Raw genomic sequence first — 15,187 nt, 5'->3', positions numbered from 1 at the left:
TACAACAAAGCGTTTTTAGTGGAGGAAGAAGATTTTGATTATAGAAGTGAGCAGCTTACCAGCGATCAAGAAATAGATAAGGTGTTAAGGCCGAAGGCTTTTTCTGACTTTACCGGTCAGCAAAAAATCTTGGAAAATCTTGAGATATTCGTTGAAGCGACAAAGAAACGTGGAGAGCCTTTAGATCACGTATTGTTACACGGACCTCCAGGTTTGGGTAAAACTACTTTGGCAAATATTATAGCCAATGAATTAGGTGTTGGTTTTAAGGTAACTTCTGGACCTGTATTGGATAAGCCTGGTGATTTAGCTGGACTTTTAACTAACCTTGAAGAAGGTGATGTTTTATTCATAGATGAAATTCACCGTTTAAGTCCAGTAATTGAAGAGTATTTATACTCAGCAATGGAAGATTACGTGATTGACATCATGATAGATTCTGGGCCGAATGCGCGAACTGTACAGATCGCATTAAATCCATTTACCCTAATTGGCGCAACAACGCGTTCTGGATTACTTACAGCGCCCTTAAGAGCGCGTTTTGGTATTAGTTCTCGCTTACAATATTACAATGCGAAAACACTTACTTTAATCGTTGAGCGTTCATGTGATTTATTGGGTATTCCCGTGAATCATGAAGCAGCTTATGAGATAGCTAGTAGAAGTAGAGGAACACCACGTATTGCGAATGCTTTGTTGAGACGTGTGCGAGATTTTGCTCAAATCAAGGGTAGTGGAACCATAGATTTAAAAATAACGGATTACGCATTAGAAGCTTTAAATGTGGATAAGAATGGTTTGGATGAAATGGACAATAGAATTCTTTCTACACTTATAGATAAATTTAACGGTGGTCCAGTGGGTATTACAACCCTGGCTACGGCAGTTGGAGAAAACGCGGGAACACTTGAGGAAGTATATGAACCCTTTTTAATACAAGAAGGGTATTTAGTAAGAACTCAGCGAGGTAGAAAAGTAACCGAACTTGCTTATACGCATTTAGGAAAAGATTTAGGTTGGTCTCAAGGAGGATTATTTTGAGTAAAGAAAAACATACTAGATTAATAAAAGAAAAGGCCCGTGAATTGGGCTTTTTCTTTTGTGGTATATCCAAGGCTGATTTTTTGGAGGAGGAAGCACCGCGTTTAGAAAAATGGTTGAATAATCAGCGCCATGGTAAGATGAACTACATGGAAAATCATTTTGATAAGCGTTTAGACCCTCGTTTATTGGTAGATGGGGCTAAAAGTGTGGTTTCCTTATTGCTGAATTATTATCCTTCCGAAAAACAAGCTGAAAACACCTATAAGATTTCTAAATATGCCTACGGGCAAGATTACCACCACATCATAAAAGATAAACTTAAAGAGTTCTTTCAGTACCTACAGGATGAAATTGGAGAAGTAGGAGGTAGAGTCTTTGTAGATAGCGCTCCCGTTATGGACAAGGCATGGGCCAAAAAGAGTGGTTTGGGTTGGATAGGTAAGAATTCCAATTTAATCAACACGAAGGCGGGTTCTTTCTTTTTTATAGCGGAATTGATTCTTGATTTAGAATTGCAAGAGGATGGCCCTATTAAGGATTTCTGTGGTACATGTACACGTTGTATAGATGCTTGTCCAACCGAAGCAATAGTTGCCCCATACGTGGTGGATGGAAGTAAATGTATAAGTTACCTAACCATAGAGTTAAAAGATGAAATTCTACCGTCTGAATTTAAAGGTAAAATGGATGACTGGATGTTTGGTTGCGATGTTTGTCAGGATGTTTGTCCGTGGAACAGATTTTCAAAACCTCACAATACGAAAGCATTCGATCCACATGAGAATTTGTTGAAGATGAACAAGGCGGATTGGGAGGATTTAACGGAAGAAGTATATAGGGAATTATTCAAAAAAAGCGCCGTTAAACGTACAAAGTTCAACGGCGTTCAAAGAAATGTAAGTTTTTTAAAATCTTCTTAAATAAGGTTTAGTTTAAAGGGCAAACGTTTTCTTAATGATGGTAGGATGCAAGTGGTAAAATTCTTTAATACAGAATTCTCTAAATATTTTAGCTTCTTCAGCATCCGTAATCCATTTTAGGGCTTTTTTCAATTCCTTTTGAAAAAGTAGTTTATCAAAACTTACTTTTTTCAAAATTTTCTTACTTAATTCTAACATGGTTATTGCCTTTTTTTGCTCCTTCTAAATTAGTAAAATAATCCAGTTTTTTTTCTTGTATACGATGAAACTTTTAAACAGGAATTGTTAAAAAGACCTAAACCCTAGGTAGAGATACAAAAAAAGCGCATCCACCGGATGCGCTTTTCTTATTCAATTATTTTTTAAGGCTGTACTTTCGTCTCAATTACATGATAAATTTCGAGCGTTGTAGTATTATATACGTAAGAGATAACCATGGCATTGTCAGCCGTAATATCTGCTGGTAATTCATAGCTGTAATTCATTAAATACCTGTCAGGTTTACTGGCATCAACTTCGGCTGAAGATAAATCTAAACCAAATGCAGCTTTAGATAATTCATCTCTAACGATGTTGTGGTGTTTGTAATCTGCTATTGTGCTACCTAAGTATTTTTGTGGCGCAATGAATTCCTTTTCTACAAAGTAATTTACAACCTTGATTTCCTCTTTTAAAGATGGATCTAGTACGTCCACCTCTAAGTGGTAATACAAGGCATGTGTTTGAGAAAAGTAGTTTAATTTCGATTGAAGATTAATTCTTAAGTCGTTCGCGGAAATTAAAGAAGAGGTTTGTTGTCCCCAAATCGCTGCTGTTCCGAATAAAGATTTATCGTCGTTTGCATCAAATGGCGTTCTGTTTACGGTTCCTCTTGGATTTCCCACAAACTGGTAACCATTGGCGAAAAACTTACCGTATTCTACCACAATATCGTTATAAAATTCCTCTGTAAAATCTGCATTTGTTTCCTGGAACTGCACGATACCATCGTTCTGGTCATTTCCTGCATGAATAGAAGCAATTACCACCCTTCCAGGGTTGTTGTTGGCAATGTTTATTGCTTCATCTGCTGCTGGCGGACAGTTTGGACATCTATGCCCAGTATAATCTTCAATTAATACATTTCGATCTGTATTTGTATTCTCAGAAAAGTTCGGCCACTCAGTGTTGTAATAAGTGGTAAAACTTCCTGGGTAAAGGGTAGTATCAAAATCGTTTGTGATCTGAGGTTGTACAGGAAATTCAACCTTATCACAAGATGTGCTTAGTACTAAAACGAACGCTGATATTGCTATTAATAATTTCATAATTTAAAAGCTTTAGGGTTAGAAACTCTGTGTTAAAGTAACTGTTAAACCATTAGACGCGGGTACGAATCGACATACACCACCAACACAGAATAAACCTGCTCTTTGTCTACCGTAAGTACCCATAATACGCGTAGCTCCTTTTACGTATCCAACTGAACCAACGATGTAGTGGATACGGTTAGCTTCGGTTGGGTTACCGTAGTTGTATTGGTCCATTACACTCACAAACCAATTGGGAGAGATGGTATACTCTATCAATGCTGTAGCCCAGTTTCCTTTGTCTTGAGCAACTTCTTGACCTGTTGCTTTATCGTAAACATCGTTTACAAAAAGTGCTTGGAACTCTGCTCTTAAACTGTGCTTACGGTTGATTTTATATCCCATTTCAAGAACTCCGATGTGAGAGTTAATCTTTCCTTTAGCATCATCCGTAACCTTAATTACGTCGTTGTTAATTAAGATATTGTAGTAAGATCCAATAGCATAGAACTTCTTGTTAAATTTTCTTTTAATTTGAACATTGAAATCATGCCAGTAGTTACTCGTTGATGTAGCAAAAGGGGTATTGCTGTACGGTCTTAAACGTTGTGTAGAATCTTGTCCACTAACACCGTCTCCACTTTGAACTGATCCATTAATAATAGAATAGTTGATGTTAATAGGCATTCCATATTTACCACCAATTTTAGATTTCTTTGGAACCGTATAGATGATGTCCGCTTGGTATCCTACCTCACCTAAGAGCTGTGTGGCGTAAGGATAAAGCGTTGCTACCAAATTGTAAGTGTGTGTTTTATTGGTAGGCGGTAAGAAGTTAATCAAAGCATCTTGCAAATCTTTGGTTCTATCGCTTCTAAAACTCATGTTATCGGTAGATTTAGCCGATAATACGATACCTAAACCTTTACGCGAATATCCAAAGTTAATTAAGGCAGCGTGACCATTGTTATAGATGTATCCATTGTCTGAAGATGGATCGTTTTCCTTGATGTTGTACTCACCATTTAAGTAAAAACCTTTGTATCTTAAACCGATACGACCACCGTATGCACCAACATTTTCAGGTAATATTAACTGATCGTTGTCGTCTTCTTGGTATTTACTAACAAACTGAGCTCCTATCATGATATCAATAGGGAAGTCCTTTAATTTCTCAAAGGTCTGATTCACGTGCATTTCACCATCAAATCCTCTCACTAAACCTGCCGAATTAATGATTCTTCCATCCGTGAAAGAAAGTCTCTGTTTTCCCCAGAAACCTTTGATGCGTATACCTTTGTAAGGATTAAGTTTTAAACGAATACCGTCCATGGCGTTATCGTATCCTAAGGCACGTTGTTCGTAGGATCTGAAAATCATTCCAGAACCAAATTGTTCGTAGAAGTTACCTATAGTTAAATCTATAAAATCGGTTTTATAACCTATGTATCTGAAACCAATCCCAGTTCCATCAAAACGATCGGGATAACCTTGGATTCTTGGTAGATAAGATTCTACTCGAGCTCCAGCACTAAATTTCCCTTTGGTGTAGAAAATATTAGCATAAGAATTAATCAACGCTTTTTCAGGGGGTTGATTTGCATCAATTAATGGATCGTTTCTTAAGTATTGAAATGTAGACTCTAAGTTACCTGTTATGTTTCCCATATCGTTTTGGGCCATAGCGGTAGTAGCACATGCAACAGCAAGCGTCAGTAAGAATTTCTTCATAGTAATAATCGTAAGGGAATTCTAATTACTCAGCGTCAGCTGTCAATTCTAATAACTTGTCGTACAATGCATCCTCATCACCAGGTGCATAGTTATTGTGAGAGTAAACAATTTTACCATCCATTACGATGAAAGTGTGCGGTACATTATTTACACCCATTGCTCTTTTGAAATCGAAGTTTGAATCCAACAAGATATTGTATTCCCACCCTTGAGCGTTGATGTAAGGTTCAACTCTACTTTTTGTTCTTTCATCGTCAATAGAAACCGCGTAAAGTTCTACACCAGTTTCTTCTTGCCAATCTGTATATAATTCAGCGATAGTATTAAGTTCTCTTTTACAAGGTGAACACCAAGTAGCCCAAAAGCTAATGATCACTGGACCCTCATGATTTGCGATATCTAAGGTATTGAAGGCTTCACCCTTAACATTTTGAATGTCTACAGATGGTAAAGACTTTGTTCCACCCTCATCACTCGTGAATGTAAATGATGTAATGGCGAATACTAATGCAAATGCTAAAAATCCTATTCCTGCTTTTCTCATGGTTTATTTTTTATAGTTTGTTTTAATGCCTAACAAAGATAGGCGTATACTTTTCATTGAAGAAATGAAAATCTTGATTATTATTCGATTCCTATAAATGAAAAAGGGAAGCACATAAGCGCTTCCCTTTCTGAATATTAATGTGCTAAAGCTTATTTAGCCATGTTCAATTTCAATGTAGAAGTAACACCGTCTACAGTAACATTAACAAAGTACATACCATTTGCTTGAGTTGTCAAGTCGATTGGCAATACATTCGTTCCTGTTGCTAAGTCACTAGCATCTTTCGTGTATACTACGTTTCCTAAAACATCTGTAATGTTCACACTTACGTTAGAATTGTTATCCAATTCAATTGCAAGGTTAGAAATTCCATTTGTTGGGTTAGGGTAAACTTTAATGTTGTTGTTTACAACTGCATTTTCAACACTTGCAGCTCCTGTAATAGAAGTTTCGTAAGCATTGTAAATTTCGTTTGTAGTTGTGTTTACAAAGTAAGCAACAGCATGCATGTCTCCTGGGAACCATTCAGCGTGGTTGTAGTTGAATGTAAAAGTGTGAGAGAAAACATCTCCGTTGTTGATTTGTCCTGCTGGTACAGATCCACTTACTCCATTCCAGTTATCGTTAGCGATAGCTTCTGCTACGTGATCGTATCCACCGAATACTGTACTTACATCTACTTGAGATGGTAAGTTTTGCCAGTTGTACTGATCTCCTTCTGGAGTTGTGTGCGGAACTGCACTACCTCCACCAGAGAAAGCATTCACTTGGTTCCATCCTGAACCTGATCCTCTAACGTTATCTTGAACTAAAACAACACCTAAGTTGAAGTTAGAACCATCGAAGTTTGCACCTGATGTAGTTTCAACTGTTACTGTTAAAGTGTTTCCAACTAAATCAGCTGATGTAATGTTTACAGAAACTGGAGCAACTAAGTTCTTTCTAGCGTTGAAAGATGCTTGCATGTTTGCAGCGTGAGCTCCAACAGCTCTATCTGCTGCTGCGTATGGGTAACCACTGAAATCTGGTAAATCAGCTGATTGTGCATCGTAAGAAGCGATTGCCATAGGGTCATTGTTGTGGATAGCAATACCGATGAATTTGCTTTCTACATTTCCTACGTTATCCATTGCTGCAGATCCTGAAGGACAGAACTGACACCATGTACCAGTTTTTTCTTCAACCATTACATACTTATCAAAAGTAGTGTTAACGATTTCTCCGATTACACCTGAAGCACAATCGTTTGTGTTGTCTACGTCACCTGTAACTGTAGCACATACATCTAAAGCGTATGGTCCGTTTCCACTTAAAGGGAAGTTCGTTGGGTGCGTGAAGTTGTATGTAGAACCGTAAGGAATGTTCGCTGTAATTGTAGCTGTAACAGGTCCTGATCCATCATCGTAGCTTAAATCGAAAGAAGTGATTGTGTTCGCTCCGTTGTTTGTAACAACTCCTTCAATTGCTGCAGATGTTCCACTTGCGAAATCTGGTAATGTTACACTTGTTAAAACGATGTCGTCAGATGGAATTTGTTTAATAGTAACGTTATCGATAAGAACGATATAATTATCGTAAGAGTTGTGGTGTCTAAATCCTAAGTATACTGTTTGACCAACAAAAGCAGACATGTCGTAAGAAATCGTTTGCCATCCAGAAGATGTTGGTTCACCTGTGTAAATTACAGTACCTGCTGCTAAATCTGCCGCAGTAGATCCAGTTGCAGCGTAAACAGTAATGTTATCTGGGAAATTCGGATCAGCATTTAATGCGTCAAATGTCAAGAAAACATTTCCTGATGCTGATGTTAAATCGATACCTGAAGAAATTAACCAGTTATCTGGATCGTAAGCAACCTGTGATTGCCAAGAACGCGAAATGGCAGCTTTTCCTGATGGGTTCACGTTAGCTGCTTCCCACATTTTAGTGTCACCATCTGCATCGATGTTCGTCCAGTTAGAAATACCGTTTGCGTCGAAATTTTCTTCGAAGTACACAGTTTGTGCGCTAGCACCCATAGCAAAAGCCGTAAGTCCCAACGTAAGTAATGATTTTTTCATGTTTTATAGTTTTAGAATCTAATTACAACAAATATGGTTAAAAACTTAACTCATTCCTATTCTTAAAATTTCAATAATGGTTTAATATCATAATTCTAATGAAGATTTTAATGCGCGTTTTATGGAATGTTTTATGCAAGATGTATGATTTGCTTGCTGTTTGTGTGTTTTTGATATGGGTTAAAATGTATTGTAAATAAAGGGAGTTGGGATGAAAGAAGGACCTTTGAATGACCTTATTCTTTCTGTTTTGTTAATGGTAAAAAAATTGGATTGCTAAGGTGTCGTCTTGGTGACTATTGGCTCTAAGAATTTATTAGGACTCCTAGATTAACATCCTTTTAACAGTGCAAGACCTTAACTTTAGATGAGTTTTTCGTATCTTTAAGACTTAAATAAATTAACGCAAAACTATATGAAAAAAATATTACTCTTTGGAATCTCACTTTTTAGTGCTTATTCCTTTTCTCAAGATATTGGTATTTACGTAGAGAATACTACAGTAAATATCGCAGGAACAGAGACTACAGTTGTAGTTGAGGATCCTTCAAATTGGGAAGGTCACTTAACTTTAGATGTAGTGAACGAAGGATCTACAGATTTAAATGTTACTATCAGAAGAGTTCGTTTGGACTATGTTAATGGTACAGAAGATGCTATTTGTTGGGGTCCAGATCCATTAACAGGTACATGTTATTCTAAAGAAGATGTGTCATCTTCTGGAGATTGGAGTACAAGTTTGGAGAACTTAGGAAGTCAAGAAACAGGTTGGTTAGCTTTGTACTATTATGCAAATGATAACAGAGGAAATGCAACATACAGATACTATTTAGTAGACGAGAACGATGTTAAGTTGGATTCTGTTGATGTAAAATGGGATAGCGAGTCTGTAGGTACAGAAGAAGCAACAGTTCCAGAAATCAGTGTTTATCCTAATCCAGCTCAAAATGTTTTAAACATCAACTTGGAGAGCAATGGAAACGAATATGGATTGAGAATTGTTGACATTCTTGGAAACGTTGTTTACGATGAAGCGACAATTACAACGGGTCAAATAGATATTTCAAACTTAAATTCAGGAGTTTACTTTTACTCTTTAACAAGTAGAGGTGAAGCGATTAAAACTGATCGTTTGGTTGTGAAAAAATAAGTTGAACGTATATTATAACAAGAAGTGGTAGCCCAAAAGGTTGCCACTTTTTTTGTGTCTATGTTTTTGTGCTTTAAAGCCCGATTCAGGGCTTAGGTGAATTCCTTAAGATAGGTAAGTCGAAAGTGATGTATAGGGAGTGAATGCAAGGCCGTAAATCAAATTGTAACTAGAAGTAGATAATGTCTTACTTGAGTGTGGAAAGCAGTGTTTAAACTCGAATTCATTCTTGAATTGAACAATCCTTTAAATCGTTGTTGGTGTATAGGGATATTTCTTTTTGCGTTTCTATTAAGAATTTTAAGACGATAGTAATTTTTTCTAGAGTAAGGTAGAGTTCAATCTGAAAGTAGGAGGAGAAGAAGAAAGAACAAGGTGTAATCGGAATAAAATTATGTGTAAAAGAAAAGCCCTGATAATAACATTACCAGGGCTTTCTTTTTTAAATCTTATGTTTAGATTTCTCCAACTATTGCTTCTGTTACATTGATGATGTGATCACCAATTTTCTCGCAAGAATAGAAGATATCGTTGTAAATCATTCCGCTTTGAATATTGAATTCTGGATCTTCCATGTTCTTCAAGTATTCGTTACGCAATTCATTACGCTTGTTGTTAATTTTAATTTCAGCATTGTTTGCATCAATGATAGATACACTGTCTTTGTGTGCATTTAAGTTCGTTGTCATAACGTCAAATGCCTCGTCTATCAATTTAAACATCTCCTGAAGATTTGTACGTTGCGTTGGACTAAACCAAATTTTCTCAGCGTCTTTTCTTTCTAAGGTTTTAGAGATTTGGAAGAAAATATCACCAATTCTTTCTAGGTCGTTAGCAATACTGTTCATTCCTCTAACACGCTTAGATGCCTCTTCAGTCATTTCACCTTCTGCAACCTTGTTCAAGTAGTTAGCGATTTCGATTTCAACTCTATCTGTAATCGTTTCGTACTTTTCTAATTTAGCGTAAAGGTTTCCTCTTTCTTTCTTGTTCTTTTCAACCAACAATTGTTGTGTGAATTTCGACATTTTAGAAGTGATCTTACCGAATTTAGCCAATTCTTTCTTCGCTTCTAAGATAGAAAGCTCAGGAGTATTTAATATACCTGTTCCAATAAAGTCTAAGTGGAATTCTTCGTCAGCACCACCTTTAGATTTAACTGTTTTCTCAGCAATCTTAACGATTTGAGGAACAAACCAGATCAAAATAATCACGTTCAATGTGTTGAATACAGTGTGGAATAATGCCAAACCTACTGTAGACTCATCAGCTGTTGGGTTACTTGGATCAGCCGCTCCAATGAAGTAAAGAATTCCATCTAAGATGAATGGGAATAATAACAAGGCCCATGTAACACCGATGATGTTAAATAATGAGTGGATTCTTGCAGAACGTTTTGCGTGTACGTTACCAATTAAAGATGCTAATTCAGCAGTAATTGTTGTACCGATGTTCTCTCCTAAAATCATTGCTGATGCAACTTCGAAAGGAATAACCCCACCTGCAACCATCGTTAACGTTAAGGCCATTGCAGCAGAAGATGATTGGATAACTACCGTTACTAATGCTCCTAAGAATACGAACATTACAGGACCGTACCATACATCTTTAAAATCAATAAAGAACTGAACCAATGCAGAGTCTGCTCCTAATTCCGGAACCGCGTTTTTCAATTCACCTAATCCCATGAACAATAAAGCAAATCCAATGATAGCTCCTGCCCAAGTTTTTGCTTTTGATTTAGCAAAGAATAATAAAGGTGCACCGAATGCGATGAAAATTAATGCGTAAGAACTTAAACTTACTTTGAATCCGAAAATTAAGATTAACCAACCTGTAATTGTTGTACCAATGTTAGCCCCCATCATTACACCTGCTGACTGACGTAATGTCATTAATCCAGCATTTACAAAACTCACGGTCATTACCGTAGTCACTGATGATGATTGAACGATAGAAGTAATACCAAATCCTGTAAGTACTCCTTTGAAACGGTTAGAAGTAATAGATCCTAACATGTTTCTCAAACGAGAACCTGCAGCTTGTTGTAATGATTCAGACATGATCTTCATACCGAAGATGAACATACCTAAAGCCCCAATCAGTACCAATAATTTAAAGATACCCCATGTACGCTCAGCACTAAACTTTCCTGAGTCTGACCAAATTGTATGGTTATCATCTAAGTGGATCCCTACTTTGTACACGTAGCTCTCACCACCTTCTAAATCTTTAATAGAATATGAAACCGTGTTTAAAGAGATGTCATCTACTTTTATCCATGGAGATTTTTCTGGATTGGCAGCATTCTGTTTTTTACCAATTTTAGTGTTGTACTTAATAGAGTAAGTAGCGTTAGGATAGTGCTCTTTGATTTTCTCTATCTTATCTAACTCTAATCCCCAGAATAATTTACCAGCTTCTTCTTTTCCTTTTGCTGAGAAGTTTTCAAATACAGAGAATGATAAAGTATTAAAAGTACCTTCTTTGGTGTTGAAAGTAATGTTGTTTGTATCATTACCTGCACCTAAATAGTAGTCGTAGAATTTATTTTCCTCTAAATTCTCTATTACCATTTTATTATCAGAAGTAGAAAAGTACTGAGTTATCCAGTTTTGTTCACCTTCCTTTTTAAACTTAATCGCAACGTATTGCTCTTCCGTTATTATGTTATCATTTTTTAAAGTTGTGCTACCTGTTTCTAAAGGCTTCGCAGTTCTTTTATCTTTATAGTTCTTGAAACTAAAAGATAGATTACTAAAAATGTCTTTGTCTTGTACAGGTGCATTTGTAACTACCATTGAATCTACTACTGTAGAATCATTTTGTACAGCGTATCCCATGAAGGAAACGAAGAACAAAGCAATTAGTAAAAATGTATTTTTCATCTTACGCAATTTAATTTGCTGCAAAATTATTCCAATTGCAACGAAGGGCATTCAATGCTGTGTTACCATTGTGTTAAGAAAATACGTAGTCTAGTTTATGAAGGGGTAAAACCGAAAAGGGTAAACCGTATTGAAACCCTTGATATATAAGGGGTTGTTGCGTGAAGTAAATATTAAGAGTGTGTTAAGAATTGATTATGTATGTTAATTCAGGATTAAAAACTACGTAAGTTTGCAGAGATTTTTGAAACAAAATAGAAAAGAATGAGATCGGTATTACTAGCAGTAATTGTTTTAATAAGTGCAACACTTCACGCACAAGTAGAGGTAGGTGAATTCGGAAAAGGAATAAACGTTACGGGTAAGAATGAAAGTTTTTCAATGAACCTAGGTTTTCGTTTTCAAACTTTAATGACGACGGATTGGACAGTAAATAATGATGACTTCGGTCAAATCGATGGATTTACGCCTAATTTATTGATACGTAGATCACGTATAAAAATGAAAGGACATGTTTATTCTCCTAAATTGACTTATAAGGTAGAGTTAGCTTTATCGGATAGAGACATAGCAGTTGGAGATGAACCTTTATTAGATACACGTATAGTATTAGATGCTGTTTTTAAATGGAATTTTTACAAGAATTTCTCTTTATGGGGTGGTCAAACTAAATTACCAGGAAACAGAGAGCGTGTTGTTTCTTCTGCGAATATGCAGTTGGTGGATCGTTCTATCCTAAACTCTCGATTCAATATAGACCGTGATTTGGGCTTACAGTTGAGAAACCACAACACACTTGGTGGTGTTGTAATTAAAGAGATGTTTGCTATTTCTAAAGGAGAAGGACGTAACATTAGAGCAGCTAACTTAGGTGGATTGGAATATACAGGTAGAGTTGAAATTTTACCTTTCGGTAATTTCTCTTCTAAGGGTGACTATGTGGGATCTTCGATAAAGAGAGAAAAGAAACCAAAATTGGCTTTAGGATTTACTTACGATTTAAACGAAAGAGCTGTTAAGAACAGAGGTAACATGGGTAGTTTTGTTCGTGATGCTCAAGGTAACTTCCATGGAAAGAACGTTTACACTTTCTTCGCAGATATGATGTTTAAATACCAAGGTTGGTCTTTGATGGCTGAGTACGCAGATAGATGGACAAATGGAAATAACCCATTAATCTACAGTGGTGATGTAGTAATCGGAACAATATTTACAGGTAAAGCACTTAACGTACAGGCTGGTTACATGTTTAAAAACAATGTAGAGGTAGCAGCAAGATATGCAGGGGTAGATACTCCAGATGTTGTAAAAGGTGATCAACAAGAATATAGAATAGGAGTGTCTAAGTACTTTGTAGGACACAAACTAAAAGTACAAACAGATATAGGTTACTTAGAAAATAGATTGAAAGATGATGGTTTAACGTACCGTCTACAATTTGAGATTCATTTCTAGTGAATAATTAAATGCAAAGAAAAACCCCTCGCTTAAAAGTGAGGGGTTTTTTATGTGACTTATTTTTCTAAAAACTCTAAAGCTTTTTGGACTTCTTTGTCTGTATCTGCTCGCATCAATTGAGCAGCATTGTCTACCCAAATCTGATTGGCGATATTGGCTTTAATTTCTCTTTTAATTAAAACAGTTGATCGTTCGAATTCATTCGGATACGCTTTTATATTGTAGTAAGTTTGAGCGTATTCCTTAAAGTCATCGAGTAAAGACGAAGTCACCTTGAAATCATTTCTAAAGCTGTAGATGCTTGTGTACTTAGCCAAGCTTTCTTTGTTGTTTTTTACATAATCAAAGGCAAAGGCATTAAATACTCCTCCATATTGTAATTGAGTGTAGTAAAATGATCCTCCCGTTGTATCTAAAGGCACAAATATATCTGGCATAATTCCACCACCTCCATATACTACTTTACCGCCCGGGGTTGTGTATTTTAAGGAGTCAACCATAAGCGTAGAATCCAAATGATAAAGTTCTCCATTGTTATACCTATCGCGTTCGTCCATCATGTATTCTTCAAAGCCTTCACTGTAAGGTCTTTGTATGCTTCGTCCTGTAGGGGTGAAGTATCTAGCTACTGTTAAACGCAGGTTACTACTATCTTTTAATAACATATCTTGTTGTACCAATCCTTTTCCAAAAGAACGACGACCAATGATGGTTCCTCTATCGTTGTCTTGTATTGCTCCAGCAACTATTTCACTGGCAGAAGCACTGCTACTATTAATTAAGATCGCTAGCTGAATATTACCCATTACTGGTGGGTTTGCTGCGTATTCAGTGTAGTCGGGTTGACTTTTCCCTTTTGTGCTTACGATAGGTAATCCTTTATCCAAGAACATATCACAAATGTTAATGGCTGCAGACATCAAACCTCCTCCGTTAAAGCGTAAATCAACAATTAAATTTTCCATTTTTTCAGCCTTCAATTGTAGGGCTGCTTTATAGAATTCTTCGGTTGTTTTTTCTGAAAAGCTTTGCAATTGGATATACCCCGTTTTGTCAGTTAACATGTAGCTGGCTAAAACGCTATTTACAGGTATGCTACCACGGGTAATTGTAATGTCCTTCAAGAATCCATCGCGCAACACAGTTATTTCAACTTCTGTGTTTTCAAGTCCTTTCAAAGCCTTCATCACTTTTTCATTATTAATGGTAGAGTCAGAAATAACTTCACCATCAATTTTTATGATTTGATCTTGCGATAGAACTCCCGCACGCTCACTGGGTGAGTTGGGGAGTACATTGGTAATGCATAAAGTATCTCTAATGATAGAGAAACGAACACCTATGCCTCCAAAATGACCTTGTATACTTTCGTTTAGTCGCGCTAAATCACGTGCTGCAATGTAATTAGAGTGGGGGTCTAATTTGTGCAGCATGTCGCTAATCGCCTCTTCAAATAAATCTTCCTTATCTATAGAGTCCACATACTTTTTATCCAAGATATAAAGGATGTCATTTAATTTTTGCGCATTTGTACTGGCAGTTTCCTTTTTATTAAAAGGAGAAACATCCGTACTTAATGAGGTTCCCAAAAAGAGTCCTAAGGCTAGTGTTGAACCAATTAGGAGGGGGAGTATGATTTTTATATTATTCATCTTCTATATCAGCAATTTGAGAAACGTCTATACCTGCATCTTCTAAGAAACGCAAACCAGAGTCATCCTTGTAGTCATTAATAAATACCAATCGTTTGATACCTGCTTGTAAAATTAACTTTGCACATTCCTTACAAGGAGAAAGTGTTAAGTAAAGGGTACTATTTTTTGCGTTATTGGTTGATTTGGCCACCTTTAAAATGGCGTTTGCTTCAGCGTGTAAAACATACCAATGCGTATTGTTATCATCGTCTTCACAACAATTGTCAAAACCTGCTGGAGTACCATTGTAACCATCAGATATTATCATTTGGTCTTTTACTATAATGGCCCCCACTTGTTTGCGTTTACAATGTGAAAGTTTTGCCCAAGTGCTGGCCATGCGTAAGTAGGCTTTGTCGTATCTTCTCTGTTTTGCTGAATTCATAGTCGTCAAAAGGTCAAA

12 protein-coding genes are annotated in these 15,187 nt (G+C 36.5%); 4 read left to right on the top strand and 8 right to left on the bottom strand.

Going from position 1 to position 15,187, the window contains the following annotated elements; translation table 11 throughout:
- The first annotated feature begins 18 nt into the window (after nt 1-18).
- A complete protein-coding gene (ruvB, locus tag BM327_RS12575; protein ID WP_090250995.1) occupies nt 19-1,041 on the top strand; it encodes a Holliday junction branch migration DNA helicase RuvB in 1,023 nt (340 codons plus the stop codon).
- Nucleotides 1,032-1,964 (top strand): tRNA epoxyqueuosine(34) reductase QueG, encoded by a 933-nt coding sequence (gene queG, locus BM327_RS12570; protein WP_090251002.1) that lies wholly within the window; start codon nt 1,032-1,034, stop codon nt 1,962-1,964. Before ruvB ends, queG begins: the two co-directional genes overlap by 10 nt.
- A 12-nt stretch (nt 1,965-1,976) precedes the next feature.
- Here the strand turns inward: queG and BM327_RS12565 are convergent, their stop codons facing one another.
- The 5 genes from BM327_RS12565 to BM327_RS12545 all read right to left on the bottom strand — a co-directional run bounded on the left by BM327_RS12565 (nt 1,977) and on the right by BM327_RS12545 (nt 7,594).
- Complete coding sequence (locus tag BM327_RS12565) at nt 1,977-2,162, bottom strand: hypothetical protein (protein WP_090250776.1); 186 nt, start codon at nt 2,160-2,162, stop codon at nt 1,977-1,979.
- A gap of 164 nt (nt 2,163-2,326) precedes the next feature.
- Nucleotides 2,327-3,271 carry an Omp28-related outer membrane protein gene (locus tag BM327_RS12560; RefSeq protein ID WP_090250771.1) on the bottom strand — a complete coding sequence of 315 codons (945 nt, stop codon included), beginning with the start codon at nt 3,269-3,271 and terminating at the stop codon, nt 2,327-2,329.
- Between the two features lie 18 nt (nt 3,272-3,289).
- Nucleotides 3,290-4,984, bottom strand: coding sequence for a DUF6029 family protein (locus BM327_RS12555; RefSeq protein ID WP_090250768.1), 1,695 nt, complete (start codon nt 4,982-4,984; stop codon nt 3,290-3,292).
- Nucleotides 4,985-5,009: 25 nt separating this feature from the next.
- Complete coding sequence (locus tag BM327_RS12550) at nt 5,010-5,531, bottom strand: TlpA family protein disulfide reductase (protein ID WP_090250765.1); 522 nt, start codon at nt 5,529-5,531, stop codon at nt 5,010-5,012.
- Nucleotides 5,532-5,683: 152 nt separating this feature from the next.
- Entirely contained in the window at nt 5,684-7,594 is a 1,911-nt protein-coding gene (locus tag BM327_RS12545) for a T9SS-dependent choice-of-anchor J family protein (RefSeq protein ID WP_090250761.1), read from the bottom strand.
- Between the two features lie 415 nt (nt 7,595-8,009).
- Here BM327_RS12545 and BM327_RS12540 point away from each other — a divergent pair, with 415 nt between their 5' ends.
- Nucleotides 8,010-8,744 (top strand): T9SS type A sorting domain-containing protein, encoded by a 735-nt coding sequence (locus BM327_RS12540; protein WP_090250756.1) that lies wholly within the window; start codon nt 8,010-8,012, stop codon nt 8,742-8,744.
- 455 nt (nt 8,745-9,199) lie between these two features.
- On the opposite strand, the gene BM327_RS12535 is transcribed toward BM327_RS12540, so the two are convergent.
- A complete protein-coding gene (locus BM327_RS12535) occupies nt 9,200-11,632 on the bottom strand; it encodes a Na/Pi cotransporter family protein (RefSeq protein WP_244526227.1) in 2,433 nt (810 codons plus the stop codon).
- A 264-nt stretch (nt 11,633-11,896) separates the two neighbouring features.
- On the opposite strand from BM327_RS12535, the gene BM327_RS12530 reads away from it, so the two are divergent.
- Complete coding sequence (locus BM327_RS12530) at nt 11,897-13,087, top strand: porin (RefSeq protein ID WP_090250751.1); 1,191 nt, start codon at nt 11,897-11,899, stop codon at nt 13,085-13,087.
- Between the two features lie 59 nt (nt 13,088-13,146).
- Here BM327_RS12530 and BM327_RS12525 read toward each other — a convergent pair whose 3' ends face one another.
- Together BM327_RS12525 and BM327_RS12520 are read right to left on the bottom strand one after the other, a co-directional pair.
- A complete protein-coding gene (locus tag BM327_RS12525; protein ID WP_090250747.1) occupies nt 13,147-14,742 on the bottom strand; it encodes a S41 family peptidase in 1,596 nt (531 codons plus the stop codon).
- Nucleotides 14,735-15,169 (bottom strand): deoxycytidylate deaminase, encoded by a 435-nt coding sequence (locus tag BM327_RS12520; RefSeq protein WP_090250742.1) that lies wholly within the window; start codon nt 15,167-15,169, stop codon nt 14,735-14,737. Before BM327_RS12520 ends, BM327_RS12525 begins: the two co-directional genes overlap by 8 nt.
- Between the last annotated feature and the right edge of the window lie 18 nt (nt 15,170-15,187).

Source organism: Lishizhenia tianjinensis (assembly GCF_900116425.1).
Taxonomy (GTDB): domain Bacteria; phylum Bacteroidota; class Bacteroidia; order Flavobacteriales_D; family Crocinitomicaceae; genus Lishizhenia; species Lishizhenia tianjinensis.
The sequence above is the reverse complement of the archived record's forward strand: the minus strand, read 5'-3'. Positions and strand labels throughout refer to the sequence as shown.